This is a genomic window from Sphingobium scionense (assembly GCF_014197035.1).
GTDB lineage: Bacteria > Pseudomonadota > Alphaproteobacteria > Sphingomonadales > Sphingomonadaceae > Sphingobium > Sphingobium scionense.
Genome location: NZ_JACIEU010000012.1, coordinates 34,840 through 61,489 on the forward strand (window position 1 = coordinate 34,840; position 26,650 = coordinate 61,489).

The 26,650-nt window shown below is 66.6% G+C and carries 23 protein-coding genes; 7 read left to right on the forward strand and 16 right to left on the reverse strand.

From position 1 onward, the window contains the following. Positions 1 to 44: 44 nt before the first annotated feature. The 5 genes from rpsI to GGQ90_RS15170 all read right to left on the reverse strand — a co-directional run bounded on the left by rpsI (position 45) and on the right by GGQ90_RS15170 (position 3,340). Complete coding sequence (gene rpsI / locus GGQ90_RS15150) at positions 45 to 584, reverse strand: 30S ribosomal protein S9 (protein ID WP_188082921.1); 540 nt, start codon at positions 582 to 584, stop codon at positions 45 to 47. Beyond that, entirely contained in the window at positions 584 to 1,063 is a 480-nt protein-coding gene (gene rplM, locus GGQ90_RS15155; RefSeq protein WP_188082922.1) for a 50S ribosomal protein L13, read from the reverse strand. The genes rpsI and rplM overlap by 1 nt, the downstream gene beginning before the upstream one ends. A gap of 131 nt (positions 1,064 to 1,194) precedes the next feature. After that, positions 1,195 to 1,986, reverse strand: coding sequence for a hypothetical protein (locus tag GGQ90_RS15160; protein WP_188082923.1), 792 nt, complete (start codon positions 1,984 to 1,986; stop codon positions 1,195 to 1,197). Next, positions 1,983 to 2,300, reverse strand: coding sequence for a divalent-cation tolerance protein CutA (gene cutA / locus GGQ90_RS15165; RefSeq protein WP_188082924.1), 318 nt, complete (start codon positions 2,298 to 2,300; stop codon positions 1,983 to 1,985). The genes GGQ90_RS15160 and cutA overlap by 4 nt, the downstream gene beginning before the upstream one ends. Further along, positions 2,297 to 3,340 (reverse strand): COX15/CtaA family protein, encoded by a 1,044-nt coding sequence (locus GGQ90_RS15170; protein ID WP_188082925.1) that lies wholly within the window; start codon positions 3,338 to 3,340, stop codon positions 2,297 to 2,299. The genes cutA and GGQ90_RS15170 overlap by 4 nt, the downstream gene beginning before the upstream one ends. A 137-nt stretch (positions 3,341 to 3,477) precedes the next feature. On the opposite strand from GGQ90_RS15170, the gene GGQ90_RS15175 reads away from it, so the two are divergent. Then, positions 3,478 to 5,514 carry a hybrid sensor histidine kinase/response regulator gene (locus GGQ90_RS15175; RefSeq protein WP_246428257.1) on the forward strand — a complete coding sequence of 679 codons (2,037 nt, stop codon included), beginning with the start codon at positions 3,478 to 3,480 and terminating at the stop codon, positions 5,512 to 5,514. A 4-nt stretch (positions 5,515 to 5,518) separates the two neighbouring features. Here GGQ90_RS15175 and GGQ90_RS15180 read toward each other — a convergent pair whose 3' ends face one another. Continuing rightward, positions 5,519 to 6,151 (reverse strand): 2-dehydro-3-deoxy-6-phosphogalactonate aldolase, encoded by a 633-nt coding sequence (locus tag GGQ90_RS15180; protein WP_188082927.1) that lies wholly within the window; start codon positions 6,149 to 6,151, stop codon positions 5,519 to 5,521. Positions 6,152 to 6,154: 3 nt separating this feature from the next. Continuing rightward, positions 6,155 to 7,057, reverse strand: a complete 903-nt coding sequence (locus tag GGQ90_RS15185; protein ID WP_188082928.1) for a 2-dehydro-3-deoxygalactonokinase — start codon at positions 7,055 to 7,057, stop codon at positions 6,155 to 6,157. A 135-nt stretch (positions 7,058 to 7,192) separates the two neighbouring features. Between GGQ90_RS15185 and GGQ90_RS15190 the strand changes: the two genes are divergently transcribed. The 5 genes from GGQ90_RS15190 (at position 7,193) to GGQ90_RS15210 (ending at position 13,397) form a co-directional block, all read left to right on the forward strand. Then, positions 7,193 to 8,995, forward strand: a complete 1,803-nt coding sequence (locus tag GGQ90_RS15190; RefSeq protein ID WP_188082929.1) for an IlvD/Edd family dehydratase — start codon at positions 7,193 to 7,195, stop codon at positions 8,993 to 8,995. Between the two features lie 158 nt (positions 8,996 to 9,153). Beyond that, positions 9,154 to 10,731, forward strand: coding sequence for an aldehyde dehydrogenase (NADP(+)) (locus GGQ90_RS15195; RefSeq protein ID WP_188082930.1), 1,578 nt, complete (start codon positions 9,154 to 9,156; stop codon positions 10,729 to 10,731). Then, positions 10,728 to 11,708 carry an AraD1 family protein gene (gene araD1 / locus GGQ90_RS15200; protein WP_188082931.1) on the forward strand — a complete coding sequence of 327 codons (981 nt, stop codon included), beginning with the start codon at positions 10,728 to 10,730 and terminating at the stop codon, positions 11,706 to 11,708. Before GGQ90_RS15195 ends, araD1 begins: the two co-directional genes overlap by 4 nt. After that, positions 11,705 to 12,628 (forward strand): Gfo/Idh/MocA family protein, encoded by a 924-nt coding sequence (locus tag GGQ90_RS15205; RefSeq protein WP_188082932.1) that lies wholly within the window; start codon positions 11,705 to 11,707, stop codon positions 12,626 to 12,628. The genes araD1 and GGQ90_RS15205 overlap by 4 nt, the downstream gene beginning before the upstream one ends. Positions 12,629 to 12,644: 16 nt before the next feature. After that, entirely contained in the window at positions 12,645 to 13,397 is a 753-nt protein-coding gene (locus GGQ90_RS15210; RefSeq protein ID WP_188082933.1) for a FadR/GntR family transcriptional regulator, read from the forward strand. Here GGQ90_RS15210 and qhpE read toward each other — a convergent pair whose 3' ends face one another. From qhpE to GGQ90_RS15255, 9 genes are all read right to left on the reverse strand, one after another. After that, complete coding sequence (gene qhpE, locus GGQ90_RS15215) at positions 13,398 to 14,072, reverse strand: subtilisin-like serine protease QhpE (RefSeq protein ID WP_188082934.1); 675 nt, start codon at positions 14,070 to 14,072, stop codon at positions 13,398 to 13,400. Continuing rightward, complete coding sequence (locus GGQ90_RS15220; protein WP_188082935.1) at positions 14,065 to 15,759, reverse strand: ABC transporter transmembrane domain-containing protein; 1,695 nt, start codon at positions 15,757 to 15,759, stop codon at positions 14,065 to 14,067. The genes qhpE and GGQ90_RS15220 overlap by 8 nt, the downstream gene beginning before the upstream one ends. After that, entirely contained in the window at positions 15,756 to 16,775 is a 1,020-nt protein-coding gene (locus tag GGQ90_RS15225; RefSeq protein WP_343053797.1) for a hypothetical protein, read from the reverse strand. Before GGQ90_RS15225 ends, GGQ90_RS15220 begins: the two co-directional genes overlap by 4 nt. Beyond that, positions 16,772 to 17,863, reverse strand: coding sequence for a YncE family protein (locus GGQ90_RS15230; protein WP_188082936.1), 1,092 nt, complete (start codon positions 17,861 to 17,863; stop codon positions 16,772 to 16,774). The genes GGQ90_RS15225 and GGQ90_RS15230 overlap by 4 nt, the downstream gene beginning before the upstream one ends. Positions 17,864 to 17,871: 8 nt before the next feature. Then, positions 17,872 to 18,252 (reverse strand): quinohemoprotein amine dehydrogenase subunit gamma, encoded by a 381-nt coding sequence (gene qhpC / locus GGQ90_RS15235; protein ID WP_188082937.1) that lies wholly within the window; start codon positions 18,250 to 18,252, stop codon positions 17,872 to 17,874. After that, complete coding sequence (gene peaB / locus GGQ90_RS15240; protein ID WP_188082938.1) at positions 18,249 to 19,697, reverse strand: quinohemoprotein amine dehydrogenase maturation protein; 1,449 nt, start codon at positions 19,695 to 19,697, stop codon at positions 18,249 to 18,251. The genes qhpC and peaB overlap by 4 nt, the downstream gene beginning before the upstream one ends. Then, a complete protein-coding gene (gene peaA / locus GGQ90_RS15245; RefSeq protein ID WP_188082939.1) occupies positions 19,694 to 21,430 on the reverse strand; it encodes a quinohemoprotein amine dehydrogenase subunit alpha in 1,737 nt (578 codons plus the stop codon). Before peaA ends, peaB begins: the two co-directional genes overlap by 4 nt. Positions 21,431 to 21,605: 175 nt before the next feature. After that, positions 21,606 to 23,789, reverse strand: coding sequence for a xanthine dehydrogenase family protein molybdopterin-binding subunit (locus GGQ90_RS15250; protein ID WP_188082940.1), 2,184 nt, complete (start codon positions 23,787 to 23,789; stop codon positions 21,606 to 21,608). Further along, the gene (locus GGQ90_RS15255) at positions 23,786 to 24,253 is read right to left on the reverse strand and encodes a (2Fe-2S)-binding protein (RefSeq protein ID WP_188082941.1); all 468 of its coding nucleotides are present in this window, start codon (positions 24,251 to 24,253) and stop codon (positions 23,786 to 23,788) included. Before GGQ90_RS15255 ends, GGQ90_RS15250 begins: the two co-directional genes overlap by 4 nt. A gap of 177 nt (positions 24,254 to 24,430) precedes the next feature. Here GGQ90_RS15255 and GGQ90_RS15260 point away from each other — a divergent pair, with 177 nt between their 5' ends. Beyond that, entirely contained in the window at positions 24,431 to 26,272 is a 1,842-nt protein-coding gene (locus GGQ90_RS15260) for a DUF885 domain-containing protein (RefSeq protein ID WP_188082942.1), read from the forward strand. The last annotated feature ends 378 nt before the right edge of the window (positions 26,273 to 26,650 follow it).

The window sequence follows — 26,650 nt, forward strand, 5'->3', positions numbered from 1 at the left end:
GAAAACCGGCCCCTTCTCGAAATGTCTCGCTGTCGCGAAGCGGATTAGCGCTTCGAGAACTGGAAGCTGCGGCGGGCCTTGGCCTTGCCGTACTTCTTACGCTCGACGACGCGGCTGTCGCGGGTCAGGAAGCCTTCGGCCTTGACCGCGCTGCGCAGCGCCGGCTCATACTTCGACAGAGCCTGGGCGATGCCGTGCTTGACCGCACCGGCCTGACCCGACAGACCGCCGCCCTTGACGGTGCAGACAACGTCATACTGGCCTTCACGCTCGGTGACGCCGAACGGCTGGTTGATCACCAGACGCAGGGTCGGACGGGCGAAATAGACTTCCTGGTCACGGCCGTTGACCGTGATCTTGCCGGTGCCGGGCTTGACCCACACGCGGGCCACGGCATCCTTGCGGCGGCCGGTGGCATAGGCGCGGCCGAGGCCGTCGATTTCCTGGTCGCGCAGCGGAGCCGAGGGCTGAACCGGGGCGGCAGCGACGGGCGCTTCGCCTTCGACGGCAGCCGGAGCGGCGGCGGCAGGAGCGGCAGTGGCCAGCGACGCGAGGTCGGACAGGGACTGACGGTTATCGGACATTATGCACCCACCTTGTTCTTGCGGTTGCGCGACGCGAAGTCGAGCACTTCGGGGTTCTGGGCTTCATGCGGATGCTCGGTGCCGGCGAAGATGCGCAGGTTGCGCATCTGCTGGCGGCCCAGCGGACCACGGGGGATCATGCGCTCGATGGCCTTTTCCAGGACGCGCTCGGGGAAACGACCTTCCAGGATCTTCTGGGGGGTGGTTTCCTTGATGCCGCCGGCATAACCGGTGTGCTTGTAGTAAACCTTGTCGGTCAGCTTGCGGCCGGTGAACTTGACCTTGCCCGCGTTGACGATGATGACATTGTCACCGCAATCGACATGGGGGGTGAAGCTCGGCTTGTGCTTGCCGCGCAGGATATTCGCTACAGTCGAAGCAAGACGACCCACGACCAGCCCTTCGGCGTCGATCAGGATCCACTTCTTTTCGACCGTCGCCGGGGTTGCCGGCTTGGTGGTCTTCATCAGCGCCTTCATGGTGCCAATTCTCCAAGAATGAACAGTGAACCAGCCACCCTTGGGGTCGCCGGAAGATGGGCGCTAATGACGGTTAGGGGCCAACAAGTCAAGAGATTCGGCGGCTTTCACGACGGGTAAAATAATACCGCTCACTTGCCGGCGAGGGTCAGGCTGCGCTTTTCGGTCAGCGTCTGGGTGCCCAGCGTCAGGCTGCGCTCCTGCTCATCCACCAGGCCCGTCCGGGTCGAGACCGCGTAGCGCATCGCGACATGCGCACCTTCGCCCTGAAGTTCCTCGTGCAAGGTCAGACGGTTGCCCTCGTGCCCTGTGACGGTCGAATTGCCCTCCACCGCCACCGCGCGGCCAAGCGGCGGACCGGCCATGGTGCGCACGCCGCGCGGCCTGGCATCGTCAACTTCGCTGTCAACGAACAGCAGCAACGGCTGCACCTCGCCCGACAGCAGCGCCAGCCGCCCTTCGGGCGTCAAGCCATCGAGCAGGGTCAGGACATTCCTGGCCGTCCGGTGGCGCGGACTGTCGTCCGGTGCGCCGGCGACCATGGCATTGAGCGCCTTTTCCATCACTGCCCGGACCTCGTCCAGATTGTCGAGGCCCACGATCCTGCCATGGGCATCGAGACGGAAGCGATGCGCCACCCCGATCAGCGGTGACAGGGCGGCGCGATAGGCATCGGCGCCAGTGCCGGGCGCGTCGCTGTCCAGACTGCGCAGCGTGACAAGCAGGATATAGCCATCCCCCGCCTTTTCGAAGCGGAGGGTCCGTTCGGCGCTGAACAGGCTGTCGCGCCCGTCGACCGGGCGATGCTGTTCGATGCGATAGAGCAGATCCTGCCCGGTCGGCGGCGCGAAGCCGATCGCGACCGGGGCGGCCAGCGCCGGCGATGCGAAGGCCAGCGACAGGAAGGCGATCGCCCGCTTCACGCCAGTTGCTCCGCGATCCAGGCGGCGAAGGGCGGATGGGCAGCTTCGACCGGCAGCGCCAGGATCGCCGGCACATCATAATCGTGCAGCGCCGCAAGCCGCGCCATCAGCGCATCGCGGCGATCGGCGCCGGTCTTGAACAGGACCGGGACTTCCGCGCTCTCCTCCACCCTGCCCTGCCATTCATAGATGGAGGTGCAAGGGCCAAGGATATTGGCGCAGGCGGCCAGCCTTGCTTCCACCACCGTGCGAACGATGGCGCGGGCCTGCTCGGCCGATCCAAACAGGCTGTAGACCAGCATCATGTCGCTCATGCCCGGCGCGATCCCACCGCATGGGCGCCCCAGGCCGCCGCGGCGACCACCAGCGCGCCGACCGCCTGGTGCAACACGGCCAGCGGCAGGGCGATGCCGCTGATGACGGTGGCGATGCCCAGCAACACCTGCGCGCCGACCGCCGCATTGATCGCGATCGACGCGCCGCGATGGCCCGCCGCCTTGGCCTTGCGCGCCAGCAGGATCAGCATCGCCGCCGCAACCCAGGCCCACCAGCGGTGGATGAAATGGACCAGATAGGGATCGCTGGAGACCGTCGCCCAGAGCGAACCGAGCCATTGGATGCCATCGGGCACCAGATGGTCGTTCATCAGCGGCCAGGTGCTGGAGACATAGCCGGCGTCGAGGCCCGCAGTGAAGGCGCCGAACATCAGCTGGACCAGCAGCACCAGCAGGGTCGCCAGCGCTAAAGGCCGCAGCGTGGCGGGCCGGGCATAGGGGTTGCGCGCCAGCGCCAGCAGGTCGAGCGCGGTCCAGACCAGCCCGCCGATGATGAAGAGCGCGGTCAGCAGATGCACCGCCAGCCGGTAATGGCTGACATCGGTGCGCACCGACAGGCCCGACTTCACCATCCACCAGCCGATCGCGCCCTGCAGCCCGCCCAGCGCCAGCAGCGCGACCAGGCGCCAGCCATAGCCGGCCGGAATCGCCCGCCGCGCCGCGAACCAGATCAAAGGCAGGGCAAAGGCGACGCCGATCAGGCGGCCAAGCAGCCGGTGTAGCCATTCCCAGAAGAAGATGAACTGGAAGGCGGCCAGGCTCATGCCCTGGTTGATCTCCTTATATTCGGGGATCTGCTGATAATCGCGAAACGCATCCATCCACTGGTCATGGGTCAACGGCGGGATCGCGCCGGTGATCGGCTTCCACTGGGTAATCGACAGGCCGGATTCGGTCAGGCGCGTGATACCGCCGACCACCACCATGCAGAAAACCAGAGCCGCCACGATGAGCAGCCAGCGGGCGATGGAAACGGGGCGCGGAGCCGCGCTGAAAGCGGTGGATGCAGTGCGATTCATGCCCGGTCCATGCGCCGATGACGCGCCCTATTCAAGAGGGACGGACTGGGACAAAAGGTCATGGGGGTGCCATCGCCGGGGGATACAAATCGGTTGATGGGCGTCTCCCCCCAACGCATTGCAACGACAGGGTTATGATGAGCCAGCAGAGGAACATTGCCGACATGATCGCCGGGCAGGGGCCATTGGGCGCCCTGACCGCGACGATCGACGCGTCCTCGCCACTGGGACCGGTATCACGCTGGTCGCCATCGCTGGTATCGACGGTGCGGCTGATGCTGTCGTCCAAGGCGGAGATCGTGCTGTTCTGGGGCGCCGATTTCTGCGCCCTCTACAATGAAGCCTATGCCCCGACGATCGGGGACAAGCATCCCCATGTGCTGGGACGCCCGGCCAGCGAAGGCTGGGCGGAATTGTGGAACGATCTTGGCCCCTTGCTGAAATCGGTGCGTGAGAGCGGCGAGACCTTCCATGCCAAGGATCGCCCATTCTATATCGAGCGGGACGGAGGGCGGGGCGAGGAAGTCTATTTCGACATTTCCTATTCGCCGGTGTTCGAAGGCGACGGGTCGATCGGCGGCGTGCTGTGCATCGTCAGCGAAACGACGGTCAGGGTGCTGGCCGAGCGCGAGGCGCGGGCCGACCGCAACCGGCTCTGGGCGCTGGCGCGCGATCCGTTCCTGATCGCCGACAGTGCCGGCGTCTGGCTGTCGGCCAGTCCAGGCTGGACCGACATATTGGGCTGGTCGCAGGAGGAACTGATCGGCCGCACGTCGGAATGGATGGAGCATCCCGACGATGTGAAGCGCACCCGTGGGCAGATTGATGATCTCGCCGACGGCCATCCCACCATGCGGTTCGAAAACCGCTTCCGCACCAAGCGGGGCGATTATCGCACCTTCAGTTGGACCGCCGTGCCCGAGGGCGACCTCATCTACTGCGTCGCGCGCGACGTGACCCAGCATCGTGCCGACGCCCGCGCCCTGGGCGAGACCGAGGCAGCGCTCCGCCAGGCACAGAAGATGGAGACGCTGGGCCAGCTCACCGGCGGCGTGGCCCATGACTTCAACAATCTGCTGCAGATCGTCACCGGCAATCTCGACCTGCTGCAGCGCGGGCTGCCGGAAGACCTGCCGCGCCTGCGCCGCGCCGCCGACAACGCCATGGCCGGGGCCGAGCGGGCGGCGATACTGACCCAGCGCCTGCTCGCCTTTTCCCGCCGCCAGCCGCTGGCCCCCGACCGGGTCGATCCCAACCGGCTGATCGCCGGTATGTCGGACCTGCTGCACCGGACGCTGGGCGAGATGATCGAGGTGGAGACGGTGCAGAGCCCGCGGGTCTGGCCGGTCGAGATCGACGTCAACCAGATGGAAAATGCGCTGCTCAACCTGGCGGTCAATGCGCGCGATGCCATGCCACAAGGCGGCAAGCTGACGATCGAGGTCGCCAACACCCATCTGGACAGCCATTATACCGCGACCGAGCAGGAAATCTCACCCGGCCAATATATGCTGATCTGCGTGTCGGACACCGGGATGGGCATGGATGCAGACACGCTGGCGCACGCGATCGAACCCTTCTTCACTACCAAGGACGTCGGGCGCGGCACCGGCCTCGGCCTGTCGATGGTCTATGGCTTCGTCAAGCAGTCGGGCGGCCATGTCCGGGTCTATTCGGAGGCCGGCCATGGCACGACGGTAAAAATCTACCTGCCGCGCTATCATGGCCCCCTCCCGGCAACCGAGGATGTCGTGCCGGCCCCACCTCCACCCTCCCCGCAGGCCGGGCGCGAGACGATTCTGGTGTGCGAGGATGACGAGAACGTCCGCGCCTATTCGGTCGAGGTTCTGCGCGACCTGGGCTATCGCGTAATCGAGGCGGGCGATGGCTCATCGGCGCTGGCGGCGCTGGATGCCGCCGCCGAGCCGATCGACCTGCTGTTCACCGACGTGGTGCTGCCCGGCGGCATGACCGGTGCAGACATCGCCCGCACCGCAAAAGCGAAGCAGCCGGGGCTGCGCGTGCTGTTCACCACCGGCTATGCCCGCAACGCCATCATCCACCATGGACGGCTCGATCCGGGGGTCGAATTGCTGACCAAACCCTTCACATATAGCGCGCTGGGCGAGAAGATTCGCGAGATGCTGGACCGGGTGGAAACCCCGGCCCGGTAGGAGGTCAGCCCTTCGCCCGCTGCCAGGCGGTGACCAGATCGACCGCCCGCTCCCGCACGGTGAGCGCATCGTCGCCGGGACGATAGAGCGCGCCGCCCACGCCGATACCCTCACAGCCGCCGGCCAGCCAGTCACCGATCGTGTCCGCACCGGTGCCGCCTACGGCCCACACGCCGACATGCTTGGGCAGCACGTCCTTGACCGCCTTGACATAGGCCGGGCCGAGTTGGGCCGCGGGGAACAGCTTCACCCGGCGCGCGCCAGCCTCGACCGCACGGAACGCCTCGCTCGGCGTCATGAAGCCAGGCAGCAGGTCAAGACCAAGCTCCGCGCCGCGCGCGATCACGTCGGGGACGGTATTGGGCGTCACCATGATGCGGCCGCCCGCACCTGCCAGCGCCTCGACCGCCTGGATCGTCAGCACCGTGCCGCCGCCGATCAGCGCGCGGTCGCCAAACGCATTCTGCATCGCGGCGATGCTGACCAGCGGTTCGGGCGAATTGAACGGCACTTCGATCACGCGGATGCCCGCCTCCACCAGGGCGGCGGCGATATCGAGCGCCTCTTCGGGCTTCACGCCACGCAATATGGCGGCGATCGGCGGCGCGCCGTCGGCCAGCAGGTCGTCGAGGATCATGGGTCAGTTCTCCAGAAAGCCAAGGCCAGCCCGCGCACAGGCGTCGCCGTCGAGCGATTGCGAAGCGATGCCCTGGGCATCGAGGGCACGGGCATAGCGATCCGAAAGCCGCGCGTCACCAATCAAGACGACGCCGGTGTCGCCCGCCAGCGCAGCCCGCGCCTCGGCAATTTCGCAGCCGATGACGAGACCCGACAGATAGCCCAGCGCCCAGTCGGCCGAACGCCCGGCGCGCAGCCGCATTGCCCGCGCCGCGAACAGCGAAGCGAGCAGCCGGCCCGCGCCGGCCCGCTCCAGCCCCTCGGCAAAACCGGCCGCTTCCTCTGCCGGATCGGCATCGGCAGCGGCGATCCTGGGGCTGAGCGTCGAGCGGTCACGCAGCAGCGCGAACAATTCCCCGGTCGGCACGGTGCGAAAACGGATCACCCGGCCATCCTCCACCAGGGTCCATTTGCTGTGGGTGCCGGGCAGCACGATCAGGTGGCGGCCCGTGGCGAGCCGGGGATCGAGCGCCATCGCGCCGAAAATCTGTGCCTCCTCGCCGCGCATCACATCGGCAATGCCGTCGGCGTCGGTGCAGGCCAGGCCCGCCATGATCGCCAGCGGCGCGCCGCGCCAGTCGAAGCGCACGGCAACCGCCGCCCAGCTATCGGCATCGGCAGGGCAATCGGCATAGGGCGCCTCGACCCAACCGTCGCGCGCGCCGACCATGCCGCACAGGCGGATCGATGTCGGCAGGCCATCTTCCAGCCAGGGAGCGATCGTCTCGGCAAAGGCGGCTTCCGCCTCGCGGCCGACCACGCCGATGCCCGGCCCGTCGCGGCGCGCCACGATCCGCCCCGCTTCCACCCGGAACAGCCGCAGATTGCTGGTCCCCCAGTCGCCGATCACTGCATAGTCGCTCATCGATGATCCGCCCGATTTTTCGCGTTCAACCGCACTTTCCCTCTCTTTGTATCCTTGAAAAGTTATTTGTCTGAGTATATCGGAGAGGCAAGCGCGTCAACGTGCCAAGCCTTTTCAAAGTGTCAGGATGCCCACATGAGCGATTCGTCCAAGCCTACTCCCAAGCTGCGTAGCCGCGCCTGGTTCGACAACCCAGACAATATCGACATGACCTCGCTCTATCTGGAGCGCTACCTGAACTTCGGCCTGTCCCTCGAAGAACTGCGCAGCGGCAAGCCGATCATCGGCATCGCCCAGACCGGCAGCGACCTGTCGCCCTGCAACCGCCATCATCTCGTGCTGGCCGAGCGCATGCGCGAAGGCATTCGCGAAATGGGCGGCATCGCGCTCGAATTCCCGGTCCATCCGATCCAGGAAACCGGCAAGCGCCCGACCGCCGGCCTTGACCGCAACCTCGCCTATCTGGGCCTCGTCGAAGCCATGTATGGCTATCCGCTCGACGGCGTGATCCTGACCAGCGGCTGCGACAAGACCACCCCGGCGCTGCTGATGGCCGCCGCCACCGTCAACATCCCGGCGATCGCCCTGTCGGTCGGCCCGATGCTCAATGGCTGGCACAAGGGTGAGCGCACCGGTTCGGGTACGATCGTCTGGCATGGCCGCCAGCTGCTGGCCGCCGGCAAGATCGACGATGAAGGCTTCATCAAGCTGGTCGCCTCGTCCGCGCCGTCGACCGGTTTCTGCAACACGATGGGCACCGCCAGCACCATGAACGCGCTCGCCGAAGCGCTGGGCATGATGCTGCCCGGCAGCGCGGCGATCCCCGCCCCCTATCGCGACCGTCAGGAAGCCGCCTACCGCACCGGCAAGCGCATCGTCGAAATGGTGCATGAAGACCTGAAGCCCTCCGAGATCATGACGCTCGACGCGTTCCACAACGCCATCGTCGCCAACTCGGCGATCGGCGGTTCGACCAACGCGCCGATCCACCTCGCCGCGATCGCCCGCCACATGGGCGTCGAGCTGCCGCTCAAGGATTGGGAGACGGTCGGGCACAAGGTGCCGCTGCTGGTCAACATGCAGCCCGCCGGCGAATATCTGGGCGAGGATTATTACCGCGCCGGCGGCCTGCCCGCCGTCATCAGCCAGCTGATCGACCAGGGCCTGATCAAGGAAGGCGCGATGACCGTCAATGGCAAGACCATGGGCGAGAATTGCAAGGGCGTGGAAATCGAGGATGAGAAGGTCATCCGTCCGTTCCACCAGCCGCTGAAAGACGAAGCGGGCTTCCTGGTGCTGACCGGCAACCTGTTCGACGAAGCGGTCATGAAGACCAGCGTCATCAGCGAAGAATTCCGCATGCGCTATCTGTCGAACCCCGATGATCCCGAAGCCTTTGAAGGCCCGGCGGTCGTGTTCGACGGTCCGGAAGATTATCACCACCGCATCGACGATCCGTCGGTCGGCATCACCGCCGACACGCTGCTGTTCATGCGTGGCGCCGGCCCGATCGGCTATCCGGGCGCGGCCGAGGTCGTGAACATGCGTCCGCCGGCATATCTGATCACCGAAGGCGTCTCCGCCCTGCCCTGCATCGGCGATGGCCGTCAGTCGGGCACGTCGGGCAGCCCGTCGATCCTCAACGCTTCGCCCGAAGCGGCGGCGATGGGTGGCCTGGCGCTGCTGGAAACCGGCGACCGCGTCCGCATGGACCTGAAGGCCGGCGTGGTGAATGTGCTGATTTCCGACGAGGAACTGGAAGCACGCCGCGCCAAGCTGGTGGCAGAGGGCGGGTTCAAATATCCCGCGTCGCAGACCCCCTGGCAGGAAATCCAGCGTTCGGTCGTCGGCCAGATGAACACCGGCGCCATCCTGGAAGGCGCGGAGAAATATCAGCGCATCGCCCAGACCATGGGCCTGCCGCGCGACAACCACTGATTTGGCATTGATCCGGTAAACGGCGCGTCATTCAAAGGAGGCAACAGGACGTAATTTCCGTGCAGCGATGCTCGAAATTGCGTCCCCTCGTCCCCATCTGACAGGCGCGCCGTTCCGGCAAATATTACCCCCTTTCCACGACATTTCGGGAGATATCCATGTTCAACGGAGCCATTCTGGTCGGTGCTGCCGAGCGCACCGGTGGTGAGCCCTTCTTCGCGGTCGACCCGTCGACCGGCGCCAAGGGCGACATCGCCTTCCACAACGCCTCGACCGCCGATGTCGCCGATGCCTGTGCGCTGGCCGACGCCGCGTTCGAGAGCTTCTCGACCCTGTCTCCCGAAACCCGCGCCTCCTTCCTGGAAGCCGTGGCCGACCAGATCCTGGAGATCGGCGACCTGCTGATCACCACCGCCATGAGCGAAACCGGCCTGCCGCGTGGCCGCCTGGAGGGCGAGCGTGGCCGCACGGTCGGCCAGCTGCGCCTGTTCGCCGCCTATGTCCGCCAGGGCGACTGGCTCGACGCCACCATCGACAAGGCGCTGCCGGAACGCACCCCGCTGCCCCGCAGCGACCTGCGCCGCGTCAACCAGTCGGTCGGCCCGGTCGCCGTGTTCGGCGCGTCCAACTTCCCGCTCGCCTTCTCGGTCGCGGGCGGTGACACCGCATCGGCCTTCGCTGCCGGCAGCCCGGTCGTCGTGAAGGGCCACCCGGCCCATCCCGGCACCGGCGAACTGGTCGCCCGCGCCATCGCCGCCGCGGTCAAGGCCAGCGGCCTGCATGAAGGCGTCTTCTCCTACCTGCCGGGCACCACCAACGACCTGGGCGGCGCGCTGGTCGCCGATCCGCGCATCAAGGCGGTCGGCTTCACCGGTTCGCGCGGCGGCGGCATTGCGCTGATGAAGATCGCCGCCAACCGCGAAGAACCGATCCCGGTCTATTCGGAAATGTCGTCGATCAATCCGGTCGTGCTGCTGCCGGGCGCGCTCGCGGCCCGCGCCGAAGCGCTGGGCACCGCCTTCGTCGGTTCGCTGAGCCTCTTCGCTGGCCAGTTCTGCACCAACCCCGGCATGGTGATCGCGCTCGACAGCCCCGATCTCGACCGCTTCGTTGCTTCGGCCGCTGAAGCCCTGTCGGCCAACCAGCCCCATGTCATGCTGACGCCGGGCATCCACGCCGCCTATGAAAAGGGCGTCGAGGCGCTGGCCGGCGCGGAAGGCGTCACCACCGTGGCGCGCGGCGCCGAAGCCGAAGGCGTGAACCTGGCCCAGTCGGCCCTGTTCGCCACCAGCGGCGAGCAGTTCCGCACCAACCCGGCGCTGTCGCATGAAGTGTTCGGTTCCTCGTCGATCCTGGTGAAGTGCGCCACGATCGAGGAAGTGATCGCCACCATCGCCCAGATGGAAGGTCAGCTGACCGCCACGCTGCAGATGGACGAAAGCGACAATGACAATGCCGCCAAGCTGCTGCCCACGCTGTCCCGCAAGGTCGGCCGCGTGCTCGCCAATGGCTGGCCGACCGGCGTCGAAGTGACCCATGCCATGGTCCATGGCGGTCCCTTCCCGTCGACCTCGGACGGCCGCACCACCTCGGTCGGCACGCTGGCCATGATGCGCTTCCTGCGTCCGGTCTGCTATCAGGACGTCGTCGACGCCGTGCTGCCGCCGGCGCTGCAGGCGGCCAATCCCTGGAAGCTCAACCGCCGCATGGAAGGCAAGCTGGAGCTGGCGCAGTGACCGTCATTTCGCTGGTTCAGTTCAACGAGGGTGGCGCGCGCGGCGTCGCCGCCCTCGACCAGACCGGCGCGGCGAAGCGGGTGACGGGCGCAAGCTCCACCCGCCAGCTGGCGCTGGACGCGATCGCGGCGGGCCAGGGCCTGGCCGCCTTTGCGGAAGGCAAGCTGGGCGATGCGGTGGACCTGTCCACCGTCACCCTGCTGTCGCCGATCGATCATGAGGATGCGGCGCATCTGCTGGTCGCCGGCACCGGGCTTACCCATCTCGGCTCGGCCGAAGGCCGCGACAAGATGCACAAGGCCGCCACCTCGGGCGACCTCACCGATTCCATGCGCATGTTCCTGATGGGCGTCGAGGGCGGCAAGCCCGCCGATGACGGCATCGGTGCGCAACCCGAATGGTTCTACAAGGGCGACGGCCAGATCCTGGTCGATCCGGGCCTGGACTTCACCATGCCGGCCTTTGCCGAGGATGGTGGCGAGGAACCCGAAGTCGCCGGCATCTATCTGATCGACGCCGACGGCACGCCGGTGCGTCTGGGCTTTGCGATCGGCAATGAATTTTCCGATCACATCACCGAACGCGGCAATTATCTGTGGCTCGCTCACTCCAAGCTGCGCCAGGCCTCGCTCGGCCCGGAACTGCTGCTGGGCGACCTGCCGCAGGATCTGCGTGGCACCAGCCGCATTGTCCGCAATGGCGAGACGGTGTGGGAAAAGCCGTTCCTGTCGGGTGAGACCAACATGTCGCACACGATCGCGAACCTGGAACATCATCATTTCAAATATGGTCTGTTCCGCCGCCCCGGCGACATTCATGTCCATTTCTTCGGCACCGCCACCCTCTCCTTCTCCGATGGCTTCGCCACCCAGGAAGGCGATGTGTTCGAGGTCGAGGCCAAGCCCTTCACCCTGCCGGTCCGCAATGGCCTGAAGCGCGCAGCAGACGAGGGCAAGACCAAGGTGAAGGCGCTATGAGCATCAAGGCCGGCCTTGTAGGCCTGGGCAAGATTGCCCGCGACCAGCATCTGCCCGCGATCGCCAAGATCGACGGCATCGATCTGGTCGCCGTCGCCAGCCGCAACGCGCAGGGCGAAGGGGTGAACAATTATCCCGATCTCGGCGCGATGCTGGCGGGCGAGCCCGACATGGATGCCGTCATCCTGTGCCAGCCACCCCAGGTCCGCTATCAGGCGGCCCGTCAGGCGATCCTGGCCGGCAAGCATGTCTTCCTGGAAAAGCCGCCCGGCGCGACCGTGTCGGAAGTGGACGCGCTGATCGCGCTCGCCAGGGCCAATGGCGTCACCCTCTATGCCAGCTGGCATAGCCGCTATGCCGCGGCCGTCGCCCAGGCCAAGGAGTGGATGGCATCGCGCACGGTCGAGCGCATCTCGATCCAGTGGCGCGAGGATGTCCGTCACTGGCATCCGGGCCAGCCCTGGATCTGGGAAGCGGGCGGCTTCGGCGTGTTCGATCCGGGCATCAACGCCCTGTCGATCCTGACCGAAATCGTCGCCGAGCCGATCACGCTGCTGTCGGCCGAACTGGAAGTGCCGTCCAACAAGCAGGCGCCGATCGGCGCCACGCTGGCGATGGCGACCGCTTCGGGCGCCCCGATCGACACCGTGTTCGACTGGCGCCAGACCGGTCCCCAGACCTGGGACATCGCGGTCGAAACCAGCAATGGCAAGCTGCTCCTGTCCGAAGGCGGCAACACGCTGACCTTGGACGGCGAAGTCCAGTTGAAGGCACCGGACGAGGAATATCCCACCATGTATCGGCGCTTCGTCGGGCTGGTGGCGGACAAGGCGATCGACGCGGACACCGCACCGCTGCGCCTGGTGGCCGATGCCTTCCTTTGTGGCCGGCATTGCCCTACGGCTGATTTTGAGGACTAAATTCAACGGAGGTAGAATGGGGAGCGAGCGCAAGGACGGATCGGAACGCAAGTTCGCGACGGACGAAGGCTCGCTCCGCATTCATCAGGCGATTGCCCGCGACATGGGCACCGCCATCCTGACCGGCAAGCACAAGCCCGGCGACCTGTTCGAGGGCGAGATCGAGGCGTCGGAACGCCTCGGCGTATCGCGCACCGCCTATCGCGAGGCGATCCGCATCCTGATCGCCAAGGGCATGCTGGAAAGCCGCCCGAAGGCCGGCACCCGCGTCCTGCCGCGCGCGCGCTGGAACGTGCTCGACCCCGAAATGCTGGCCTGGATGTTCGCTGGCGAGCCGGATGCCCATTTCATCCGCGACCTGTTCGAACTACGCGGCGTGATCGAACCGGCGGCGGCCGAATTTGCCGCGCGTCGCCGCACCGAGGAACAACTGGCGATCATGGACGCGGCGCTGGCCGAGATGGAACGCTATGGCCTGTCCACGCCGGAGGGGCGTGCAGCAGACCAGCGTTTCCACAATGCGATCCTGGCCGCGACCCATAATGACGCGCTGGAGGCGCTGGCCAGTTCGGTCGGCGCGGCGGTCAGCTGGACCACCACCTTCAAGCATCGCAAGAAGCTGTTGCCCCGCGACCCGCTGCCCGACCATCAGGCGGTGCATCGCGCCATCGCCGCGCGCGACACGGCCGCCGCGCGCAATACCATGGCGGAACTGCTACGGCTCGCCCTTGCCGACATGGACATCGCGCTCGCCGAACCGGGCGGCTGATCAGCCTGCCTCTGCGCGAGCGCCGGCCGGCATCCACCGGGCCATCCCCGCCCGCCCCTGCCGCGCGATCATGCCGGTCATGTTGGCGACAGCGAAGCTGACACCATGAAGGTTGCGGCGCGGCGCCATGCCGGGGATCGGCCGGGGATGGCCGGAGGCGAAGACCAGACCGTCACGCAGCCGATAATCGTCGCGCGGGCAATCCCAGTCGAGGCCGACGCCTAAGACCATATCCAGACTACCGGGATAGCAGGGCGTGCCCTCATTATCGCGCGCCGCGACGATCAGGATGCCGGCCGCCAGTGCGCGATCCGCCGCCGCCGCGAGGGCCTCGCCATGAGCGGGATTGATGGTGCCGAGGCTAAGGTTGATGAGGTCCACCCGCGCCGCCACCGCCCGGTCGATCGCCGCGACCAGCGCCCGCGCCGTGGTGCTGAGCGCATCATGGAAGACCCGGATCGGCAGGCAGAGCGCATCGGGCGCTTGATCCTGGATCGCGGCGGTGACGGCGGTGCCATGGCCAAGCCGGTCGGCTGTGTCATCTTCGCTGTCACCCCCATCCTTGGCGATCACATAGCCGGGCAGCAGCCGGACAGCATCGATATGAGGATGATCGGGATGGACGCCGCTGTCGATCACGGCGATGCGCAGCGGATCAGGCGGCAGATCAGACATGGGCCGGCTCGGGCTGCGGCGCCACATGCGCCTGCCCATCGGCGATCGTCACAATCCGGTCGGCAATCCGCGCCAGTGCCGGCTTGTGGGTGATGAGGATGATGGTCGCATCGGGCAGCGCACCGCGCAATCGCCCGGCCACCAGCGCCTCGGTCTCGCCATCCAGCGCCGATGTCGGCTCGTCGAGGATCAGCACCGATGGCCGGCGCAGCAGCGCGCGGGCGATGACGATGCGCTGCCGCTCGCCCGCCGACAGCGCCAGCCCCCGCTCGCCCGTGCGCGTCTCCAGTCCCTCGGGCAGCCGTGCCAGGAACGCATCCAGCCCGGCGGCATGGGCGGCCGCCTCGATCTCCTCGATGCGCACATCCGGCAGGGCAAAGCCGATATTGGCGGCGATACTGTCGTTGAACAGCCAGGGCGACTGGTCGACCAGCATCACCTCGCGCCGCAGATCGTCGAGCCGCAGGTCGCGCAGATCATGGCCGTCGAGCAGGATACGCCCGCCGGTCGGATCGGCATGGCGCACCATCAGGTCGGCCATGGTCGACTTGCCGACGCCGCTCGGCCCCAGGATCGCGCAGATGCTGCCGGCGGGGATGGAGAGGTCCATGTCGCGCAGCACCGGATCGCGATCATAGCGCATCGCCACCTGCTCGAAACGCACCTCGCCGCGCACCCGGCCGATCGGCGTGGCATCGGCGCGCTCCTCGACATCGGGCCGGGTGTCGAACAGTTCGAAGATGCGCCCCAGCGACACCCGCGCCGACGCCAGCCCGGACGTCAGCCCCATCAGCGTCTGGATCGGTGACAGCAGCCGCATATGATAGGTCATGAAGGCGACCAGCGTGCCGATGCTCATGCCCCCCTCGATGATCCGCCAGCCACCATATAGGATGACGGCGGAGGTCGCCCCGGTCATCAGCGTGCCGGGCAGCGCCCCGGTCATGTAGGAGGCCACCTGCATCCGCAGCATCGCACCGACAAAGGCGTCATTCTTCGCCTTGAAGCGACCGACCTCATGCTCGCCGGCGCGCAGCGCGGTGACGACGCGCATGCCCATCACCGTATCGACCAGCAGGCTGCCGAGATCAGCGCCCCGCTCGCGCATGTCGCGCGTCAGCGCGGTCAGCCGCCGCTGATAATGAGTGAAGGCCGCCAGGCTGGCCGGCACCAGCAGCACGCCGACCAGGAACAGCCGCCAGTCGAGCCAGAGCATCATCGCGACGCAGCCGATGAAGAAGAGCAGGTTGCTGACCACCGAGAGCAGGGTATCGGACGCGATCCGCTGCACATCGCTCACATCGCTGTTCATGCGCGAGACGAGGTCGCCCAGCCGGAAGCTGGCATAGAAGCGCGGCGACAGCGTCTGGAGATGGCGCAGCAGCGCGGCGCGCATGTCATAAAGCATCGCCGCCGACAGCCGGACATAGCGATAGCTGGCCAGGATGTTGACGCCGAAGCCCAGCACAGTGACCGCGATCATGATCCCGGCGATCCGCCACAGCGCGCCCATGTCCCGCTGCAACAGCGCATGGTCGATCATCAGCTTGGACAGATAGGGTTGCGCCAATCCCAGCGCCGTCGACAGCACACTGATCGCCAGCACCAGCATCAGCCCGCGCCGATAGGGCCGGATATAGGGGAGCAGCCGGCGATAGCTGCTCCAGCCGGCAACAGGCGCACTCACGCCGCCGCCCGCCTTGGCACCAGACGCAGCCCATGCAGCGCAAATTGCGGTTCGGGCAGCTTTGCCAGCAGCCCGGTGCACCAGTGATGCCCCTGCATCAGCGCCTCATGTTGCGCCCGCCACCACTCGCCCTGCCCGCCATCGGCGTAAAATCGCGCACAGAGCAGCAGATGCCGTCGCAGCGCCGCGATCAGCATCGCCTGATAATGGCCGAGCAGCGCAGCCCGATCGCCGCCCTCCGCAATGCCCGTCAGCACTGCGCTCGCCAATATCGCCTCGCGCACCGACTGGGCCGTCCCATCGCCGCAGATCGGATCGAAGCCGATCGCCGCCGTACCGCAGGCCAGCCAGTCGTCGCCGACCAGCGGCAAATGCAGGCGCGGCGCAGCGAGAAAGGGGCGCGACGATCCGCCGATCGGATCGACCACCGGCGCGATCAGCCGGCTCTGCGCCAGCAGCGCGTCGATTTCGCCACCGACGCCCAGCAGCCAGCCCTCTTCCCCGTCCGCCGGGACCAGGAACAGCCAGCCGCGCTCGACCGCCTCGACCCGGCCTTCTTCCCGACAGGCCGGGTCGCGCAGCCGCACACGGGCGGCGACGGCATCGCGCTCGCCAAAGACATGCAGTTCGCCCATCGGCAGCGGCGGCGCGGCATGGATGGTGAAATCGGGCACGGCTATCGGCGCTTCCTCCGCCACGGCCAGCGCGGCCTGCACCATCGCCTCCGATGCCAGCACGGCATCATGCGGCACCATCACCGGCGCGCCGCCCCAGGCGACCAGTCGGCGGCGCACGCGCGGCGCGTCGGCGAACAGCTCCGGCCGCGCGAACAGGTCGCGCATCAAGGCCAGCGCCGCCTCGCTCAGCAACAGGCGGGGCACCGGCGGGCGATGAGCGGCCTCGATTGCGACCCGAAGGCCCGCTCCTTTCAGCAGATGCGCGCAGGCATTGGCGGCCATCCCGCTGCCCCGGATGGCCACGGCCATCGGAGTGTCGGGACGGCCGGAACGGATCACGGCACCGCCACCATGCCGGCGCCGGTTGCGTCATTGCCCAGATCCCAGGTCGCTTCCAGCTTCAGCGTCTTCGCGTCATAGACCTCGACGTCGAAGCTGGCGCCGTAGATATAGAGCTTGGCCCCATCCATCGACATGCCGAAGCGGAAGCGCGAACGGCAGGGGAATTCCGCCTTGTCCACCACCGCATTGGTGGAAAGGTCCATGTGCCAGAATTCGCAGCGCTTCGATCCCAGCGTGCCGTTGGTTACGACGGTGTAGGCCTGCTTGCCGTCGGGCGTGATTTCAAGGCCCGCCATCGCGGCCGGCGCCGGGCCGATCGGGGTGAAGTCGAACTGGCGGCTGTTAAGGTCGAACCGGGCCAGGCCGAACATCTTGCTGTGGATGTAAGGGTCGGCCGCGTTGAACAGCGAGACATATTGGCCGGGCGTCCGCAGCGTCTCCAGCGATCCGCCAAAGCCGACATTCTCCAGCCCCGTGCCTTCGGGCCGGGCCAGGTCGATGCGGTCGGTGGCCTTCAATGTCGCGGTGTCGATGACGATCACCTTCTCGCCAAAGGCGTAGAGAGACTTGCCGTCGCCCGACACCTTGAAGGCGACGCGATAGCCGCCGATCGCCTTCTCGTCTTCCTTCTCGATTTCCGCGGTGCGCACCAGCTTGCCGAGCTTCAGGTCGACCACGCCATAAAGCGGCTTGCTGACCTTGTAGCGGTCCATTTCCTTGTCGATCCTGGTGACGATCGTGTAGAAATAGCGGCCCGCCGGGTCGGCCACGCCGCCATAGAAACGCACCCTATTGGGTCCGTCGTTCAGGCTGAACTTACTCACCACCTGCCGGCTGGCGGCGTCGATCACCTCGATCCCGCTGGTGGTGATGGTCGACACATAGATGCGCTTGCCATCGTCCGACAGGGACATCGCCGTCGGCAGGCCGGTGTCCAGCTTGATCTTCTGCGTGACCGCGCCCTTGCCCTCGTCAAAGACCAGCAAAACGTCGGGATAGGCGCCCATGAACAGGGTCGCGGCCTGTGTCGGAAGAGCTGCCAGCACGGCCAGACCCGCCGCCAGCCCAAAGCGGATTTTCTGCATCGCGCGCCTCATGGGAATACCAGGTCGAGATTGCGCCAGTCCTTGGTCGCGGTGGCGCAGTTGCTGGCCCAGTCGGGCGAATAATTCACATGGTCGGGCACCTGCACCGGCCAGAAGCAGGTGACGTAGCAATCATAGATGTCGCGCTCGACCGGCTGGCACAGCCCCGCCGTACCGCCGCCCGCATCCACTTCCCAGCCCGGCGAGAAGGACAGGGTGCAACCCATCGGCACATGCGGACGCGGCGCCTGTTGCAGGGCAACGACATCCTCCTCCATGTCGGACGGCGTGGCGCCCGACGCGGCAGCGGCCTCGTTCGCCGCCTCCATCTGGGGCACGGCGTCGTCGATCCGCCGCGCCTTTTTATTGATGGCACGAAGATGCTTCATGACAGCCCCTTTCGTTCAGCGAAATGTTCGAGGAAGCCGGGGTTCTTCACCGCCAGCTCGCCATAGATATGCAGGCAGGTATCGGTCCATTGCCGGATCCAGTCGCAATAATGGAGATTGGCGTGGCCGGTGTCGCCATAGCGGACGAACGCCTCATGGTGGCAGCCGCCGGCGCACAGCGGCCGCGCCCAGCAGCTCTGGCAATCATATTTGGCGCCGACATGGCCACGGCTCAGGAAATCGCCCTGCTTGGCCCGGTCGATGCCGCTCGACACATGGCCCATCACATGGGTGTCGGCGTCGGTGAAGCGGTGGCAGGGCGACAGGTCGCCCGACGGGCTGACCCCCATCAGCCCCATGCCCGCGCCGCAGGGATGCGATTTGTTGACGCCCGAAATCAGCTCGCTGATCGTCTCGCTGACATTGGTGAAGCCATGCATTTCCCCACGAAGCGCATATTCCAGCCATTCACGCGCCAGCAGGTTGAACTGCGCCAGCACGTAGTCCATGCCGTCGGCGTCGATCGAATAGGCCCGCGTCTCCCCCGTGGTCACCGGCGCAAAGCCGATCTCATGGAAACCCAGATCCTCCTTCAGATGGCGGTAGATGCGCACGACATCGGTCACGCCCTCGGTCAGGGTGACGCGGGCGGTCACGGCGCGGGTGCGGTGATGGGCGATCAGCGTGCGCAGCCGCGGCTCGATCACCGCATAGCTGCCCTTGCCATTCTTGTAGACGCGATGCTTGTCCTGCAACTCGGGCGGACCGTCCATCGACACGGTGACGCCGACCCGGTTGTCCGACAGGAAGGTGACGATTTCCGGTGTCAGCAGCGTCGCATTGGTGGTGAGGCTATAGGTGATGCCCTTGCCCGCGGCGGCCGTCGCACCATTGGCATAATCGACCACATCGCGCAGAAGCTTGAAATTCATCAAGGTTTCGCCGCCGAAGAAGGTGATGTGAACCGACGGGCGAAGGGCGGCCTCCGCGATCAGCAGGTCGACCGATGCCCTGGCCGTCTCCAGCGTCATATATTTGGGCTTGCCGGCCGGGGTCGCGATCTTGTCCGCGCCAAATTCATAGCAATAGGTGCAGGCAAGATTGCACTGGTTGGTGACGTTCAGCACCAGCGCCTGCAACGGGAAATCGGCCGGCGGTGCTTCGGGCACGGACAATGGCGCAGCGCCCAGATGAATGAGCTGCACCGCGCGCAATTCGCGCACCAGCGCCTCGGCTTCGGCCAGGTCGCCGCCTTCGCCCGCCAGTTCGCGGACCAGCGCGGCATGGCCCAGTTCCTGGCCATCGAGCCGGTCCAGCACGGCCTGCACCTGCGCATCGATCTCGAAGATCGCGCCAGCGCTCACCAGATAGACGAAGTCGCTGCCGCCGGCGGCAAAGCCATGATATTCGGCGCGGCGATAGGCGGGGGCCTGCATGACGGTCATCGCGACACCTCCGGCTGGTCGAAGCGCTGATACATGGGCACGGTCACGACCAGATAGGACCGGGCGCTCAGGGGCTTGCCGAACTTGTCCTTCTCGCCCTTCGCCGTGGCGACGACCCAGACCTCGCCATAATTGTTGCGGCTGAACCGGCGTTCGGGATTGGGGCCTTCCAGCCCCGGCGTGAAGAAGGCGGTGGGGCTCAGCGCGCCCACATATTTCATGTCGTCATCATAATAGACCGACATGAATTCCTGCATCGACCAGGTCGCGTCGACCGGGCCGATCGCGACATCGTCGCCAGTGTTGGGTTTGCCGTCCAGGCCATTATCGTAACCGATCGCCTCATACTGCTGATATCCCTTGGCAAACTTGGTGCCGCCCAGCCGGGCCAGGCTCGTTTCCGGCGTGACCTTGAGATAATCGACCTTGCGATAGACCGGGAACGCCTTTTCCAGCACCGCGCCGCCGATCCCGACATCGCGCTGGCCGGCGGGCGCGCTGGCCGCGACATCAACGCTCAGCACCGCCTTGCCCGGCGTCGCCGACACGACCCTGGCGACGGTGACGCCCGCGCCCAGATCGACGTCGCCCGCCGCCAGAGACGCCGGCAGATTATGGCCCCAGATGGTGACATCGACGCCCTTCGCCCCAGCCTTGACCGCGCCCGGCGTCACCGCCAGGATCGCGGGCGCGGCGGTCGCGCGGACCAGTTTCACATCATAGCCGAATTCCTGATATTCGCCCCAGAACCAGCGCCCTTCGGCGCGCTGCTGATCGGGCGCAAACCACATCGTCTCGCGCGCCGGGCTGCCAAGGTCATCGGGCTTGCCCGGCGCCGCGCCGCCCTTGGACGACCCCCGCCAGCTATAGCCGGAATAGACGAGGCCGGTGCCGCTGCGGCTGATGGTCGCGCCATTGGTGAGCGAGGTGAGCGATGCGCTGGTCTTGAACTCGTCCGCCGCCGCACCGGGCGCCACCGTCATCGTGCCGACGAAGCGGCCCTGCCCCGGCACCGACGCCACCACCAGCCAGTCGCCCGCCAGCCGCGGCGCGCGCAGGCGCGAACTCCAGGCGGCCCATTCGGGCGTATGCAGCCCCGCCACCTTGGGCAGGTAGGTCAGCGCATATTCGCCGCGCGTCATCTTGTCCTTGGGGTCGCGGCCGGCGGGCTGCTCGCTATCCTCGGCCGGGCGGCGATATTGGGCGTCGGCCTGCGAATAGAGGGCGACATGCAGATCCTGCAGTGTCTTCCATTCCAGCTTCGACCGGCGCCAGGACAAGGGCTGGGCAAAGGCGTGACAGCTGGCGCAGGCGCCGCGCATCGTCTCATTGGGCAGCACTTCGTCGACGATCCGCTTTTCGGGCAGATACATGACCGGCCGCGCCTCCTCCGGCGCCAGCCCGTGCGAGGCGGACAGCGACTTGATGACCGCGCGCGATTCCTCGGGAGTGATGGGAAGGCCATTCAACCGCACCATCCGCTTGATCGCCTGCGCCCAGCCCTCCGGCGTGGTGCGCACCCAGCTGATGCGGGACAGGTTGCCCTTGGCATCGGGCGCGTGACAGCTGCCGCATTTTTCCTGGACCAGCGGATCGGTGACGGGGATACCCTCCTCCGTCTCCTTCATCGTCGCGCCGTCGGGACCGCCATCGGCCCCGCTCCCCCCCTGGGCGAGCACGACCGATGCGGAGAGCAACGCCAACAGACCGAACTTCACCGGAAGCTGCTTCACCCTGATGTCCCCCTTTGGCGTCCGGCCTTTTGCCCTGGACGCGGCCCAATCTCAGGCGGGGGCTTTTTTGCCCCTCTGACCGGCATGACGGATGACGCCATGTCGATCCGCCATCAGATTCTTGACGATCATCAAGATTTTTCAGGCCAAGTAAAGAGGGGTTGGAAAACAGGGTTCAGGCGAACATCTCCGGCACGATCGGCAGGGTGCGGATGCGCTTGCCGGTGGCCGCGTGCAGCGCATTGACCAGCGCCGGGATCACCGGCGGCAGCGCCGGCTCGCCCATGCCGGTCGGCGGATAATCGGTCTTCACAAACTCGACGATGATCTGCGGCGTATCGGGGATGCGCTGCAGCGGATGGGTGTCGAAATTGGCCTGCTCCACCGCGCCGGCAACCTGGGTGATCTTCTGCCCGGCCAGCGCCTGCCCCAGCCCCTCGATCACCGATCCCTGCGCCTGGTGCAGCGCATTCATCGGGTTGATGATCTGGCTGCCGACATCGCCCGCGACCCAGACGGTCGCGACCTTCGGCATGCCGTCGACCAGCGCCACCTCCAGCACCTCGGCGAAATAGCCCATATGGCTGTAGTAAAAGGCAAAGCCCTTGCCCCGCCCCTTGGGCAATTGGCCGCGATCCGCCCAGCCGCTCATCGCCACCACCTTCTCGATCACGCCCCTGGCGCGGCCGGTAACGAAGGGCGGCGCGTTGGGGCCGCGCGGCAGGTCGCGCGGTTCGCCCAGCAATTCCAGCATCAGCGTCGGCAGATCCTTGCCCGCCGCCTGCGCCACTTCGTCCAGGAAGGCCTGGGTGACGAACGCCAGCGCATTGGAGCCGGGCGCGCGCAGCCAGCCGGTCGGCATGTTGGTGGCAAGGAAACTCTGCTCCAGCAGCACCGTGTCGATCAGGCCGGCGGGGATTTCGGTCGCCGGCATCTCGGCCGACCGCACCGGCTTGCCGTCCTTGCCGAAGGTCACGAAATGATCGTGAAAGGCGGTCAGCTTGCCCGTCTTGTCCAGCGCCGCACGGAAGCCGTGCCAGCCAGCCGGGCGGTAGAAGTCGCGCTGCATATCCTGCTGGCGGCTGAACAGCAGCTTCACCGGCACGCCGGGCAATTGCGCCGCGATTGCCGCCGCCTGCACCATATAGTCGTTCATCAGCCGCCGGCCGAAACCGCCGCCGATGCGGGTGAAGTTGATGCGGATCTTGTCCGGCGGCAGGTTCAGCGCCTTGGCCACCAGCCCGCGCCCGCTTTCCGGATTTTGCGTCGGCGCCCAGATCTCGATCGCGCCATCCTTGAACAGGGCGGTGCAGTTCTGCGGCTCCAGCGTGCCATGCGCCAGGAAGGGATAATCATATTCCGCGCTGACCGTCTTCGCCGCCGCGGCAAAGGCCGCGTCCACGTCACCGGCGCGGACGATATCGCCATCCGCCTTGCCCTTCAGCCGCTGAGCCGCCTGCGCCGCATAGCCTTCGGTCGAAAAGCCGCTGACCGCGCCCATGTCCCATTCGACCTTCAGCGCCTCGCGCGCCTGGTTGGCGCTCCACCAGCTGGTCGACAGGATGGCGACGCCGTCGAACAGCGATTCCGGCGTGCCGTCGCCCTTGATCGTCAGCACATGGGCCACGCCCGGCAGCGCCTTCACTTCGTCCAGATTGGCCGATTTGAAGGTGCCGCCAAAGGCCGGGCAGGTTTCCAGCACGGCATAGAGCATGCCGGGCAGCTTGAAATCGATCCCGAACAATGGCTTGCCCGCGACGATCGCGGGCGTATCCACGCCGCCGATGGACTGGCCGATGATGCGGAAATCCCTGGGGTCTTTCAGCGTCAATGTCGCCGGATCGGGCGCCGGCTGCTGCGCGGCGGCGGCGGCGAGCGCGGCATAGCTGATGCTCTTGCCCGACGCGGGATCGCTGACCTTGCCGCTGCCGGTCTTCAATGTCGCGGGCGCCACGCCCCATATCTGCGCCGCCGCCGCGACCAGCATCGCGCGCGCGGCGGCACCGGCCTTGCGCGTCGGAAGCCATTCGCGCGGCGTCGTGCGACTGCCGCCGGCCGTCTGCCCGCCGAATATCTTCTGGTCGGCATGGGTCTGCTCGATCGTCACCTGCGCCCAGTCGACATCCAGTTCCTCGGCGATCAGCATCGGCAGCATGGTCTTGGCGCCCTGCCCGATCTCGGCATTTTTCGCGCCGATGATGACGCGATTGTCGGGCAGGATGCGCACGAAGGCGGTCAATATCTGGGGCGCGCCCTCGGCCGCGCCCGCCAGCGGGATGTTGAGGTCGAACAGCAAGCCGCCGCCCGCGACCAGCGAGGCGCTAAGGAAACGGCGGCGCGACAGGATCGGCGCGTTCATGCCTTCGCCCCCGCCCTGGCCGCATCCTTGATCGCGGCGCGAATGCGGACATAGGTGGAGCAGCGGCACAGATTGCCCATCATCGCCGCATCGATGTCCTCGTCACTGGGATCGGGCGTGGTCGCCAGCAGCGCGGTCGCGCTCATGATCTGCCCGGCCTGGCAATAGCCGCATTGCGGCACGTCCAGCTTGACCCAGGCATCGGATATCCGCTTGCCCGCATCGCTCTTCGCCACTGCCTCGATCGTGGTGATCGCCATGCCCTGCGCCTCGCCGATCGGCGTCTGGCACGCGCGCGCCGGGTTGCCGTCGATATGCACGGTGCAGGCGCCGCACAGCCCCGCGCCACAGCCGAACTTGGTGCCGACCATGTCCAGATCCTCGCGCAATGCCCATAGCAGCGGCTTGGCCGGATCGGCCTCCACCGACCGTGTCTGTCCATTGACCTTGAGACTGATCGCCATCGCGCTACCCCCTGTTGTCGCCCGCAAAATAGATGGCAGAAAGGCACGGCCTGTCCAGAGGCTTCAATCGTCGCGACCCAAGCCCCGGAAAAGCGATCGCTTTGGCAAGGCCCGGCTTGACTTGGCGCCCGCCCGCCTGTCTCTCCCTCACCATCCCTATTCGCGACAGGAATTGCCATGACCGTCCGTATCTCGCTCGCGCTGCTCCTTGCCCTTAGCGCCTCCGCCCCGATCCTGGCCCAGGCCCCCACTGCGGCGCCCGCCGCTGCCACCGCACAGGAAGACAAGGCGCTGCTCGCCTTCCTCGACCAGGCGTTCGAACAGCAGCTCGCGCTCAGCCCGGAATCGATGACCAGCCTTGGCCTCAAGACCGACTATGGCAAGCTGGACGATTATAGCGAGCGGGCCGACGCCCGCAGCCTGGCGCTGCAGGAACAGCAGCTTGCACAGCTGCATCGCCGCTTCTCGCCCGAACGGCTCGGCCCCTCGGCGCGCCTTAGCTATCGCCTGTTCGAGGCACAGGTGGCAACCTCAAAGCAGCAGGCGCCCTTTGCCAAATATGCCTTCCCCGTGTCCACCAATGGCAGCCCCGCGGGCAATATCCCCGTCTTCCTGATCAACGAGCATCGCGTCGACAGCGTCGCGGATGCCCAGGCCTATATCGCCCGCCTGCGCGACAGCGAGCGGGTGATGAACGAGGTCGCGACCAAGATGCGCGATCAGGCGGCGCAAGGCATCATCCCGCCCAAGATGGTGTTCGCCCCCGCCCGTGCCGACGCGAAGAAGGTGATCAGCGGCGCGCCCTTCGACCAGGGGCCGGACTCGACCCTGCCAGACTCTACCCTATTCGCCGACTTCAAGAAGAAGGTCGGCGCGCTCAAGGCATCGGACGCGGAGAAGGCGAAGCTGATCACGGACGCACAGGCGGCGCTGACCGGCCCCTTCGCCAAGGGCTTCCAGACCCTGTTCGCCGCGCTCGATGCGATCGAGCCCAAGGCCAAGGGCAATGACGGCGCCTGGAGCCTGCCGGGCGGCGAAGCCTATTATAACGCCCGCCTCGCCTTCTACACCACCACCAGCCTCAATGCCGACCAGATCCACCAGATCGGCCTCGATCAGGTGAAGGCGATCCGGGCGGAGATGGAGGCGGTGAAGGCGCGGATCGGCTTTGCCGGATCGCTGACCGATTTCTTCCAGGCGCTGCGCACCGATCCCAAGTTCAAATATCCCAATGATGCCGCCGGCCGCGAAGCCTATCTGGCGGACGCCCGCGCCGCCATCGCCCAGACCATGGACGCCGCGCCGCGCTTCTTCCGCGTCCTGCCCAAGGCGAAGCTGGAAGTGCGCGCGGTCGAGGCCTGGCGGCAGGAAACCGCCTCGGTCGCCTTCTACAACCAGCCCGCGCCCGACGGATCGCGCCCCGGCATCTTCTACGTCAACCTCGCCGACATGAACCAGGTGCAAAAGCCCCAGGTCGCGGCGATCGCCCATCATGAAGGCGCGCCGGGCCATCATTTCCAGATCGCGCGTGCGCAGGAACTGCCCGACCTGCCCAAATTCCGCCGCTTCGGCTATTATGGCGCCTATACCGAGGGCTGGGGCCTCTATAGCGAGCGCCTGGCCAAGGAAATGGGCGCCTATCAGGATCCCTATTCGGAATTCGGCATGCTCTCGCTGCAGATGTGGCGCGCGATCCGGCTGGTCACCGACACCGGCCTGCACGCCAAGCGCTGGACGCGCGAACAGGCGATCCACTATTTCCGCGACAATGCGCCCCTGTCGGAACGCGACATCGTCAAGGAAGTCGATCGCTACATCAACAATCCGGGCCAGGCGACCAGCTACATGATCGGCCAGATCCGCATCGCCCAGCTGCGCAAGGAAGCCGAACAGGCGCTCGGCGCGAGGTTCGACATTCGCGACTTCCATGAAGTGGTGCTGGCCAATGGCGCCCTGCCGCTCGACGTGCTGGGCGAACAGGTCCAGGCCTATATCGCGGCCACCAAGGCCAAGGGCTGAGCCTCCCTACGCGCCCGGTTGCGCGAATGCACAGTCGCTCTGCGCTCAATGGCTTGGATGGGTTGTTTCCCGCCATTCCCCTCCCGTAAACGGGAGGGGTAGCGAGACTTAGGCGCGAAGCGCATTAGTCGCAGCGGGGTGGGCTTGTGCGACGTCCAGCCCACCCCCTAACCCCCTCCCGTTTACGGGAGGGGGAACAGTCTCCAAATGGTCGCTCTCAGGCCATCCACCTCCCCTGCAAGGGGAGGTGGATGGCCAAAGGCCAGACGGAGGGGTGTCCGCCTCTCGATAGGGTGATACCCCTCCACCACTTCGTGGTCCCCCTCCCCTTGCAGGGGAGGAATTTACAGCCGCTCTTGGCCACCCCCAGACCACCTA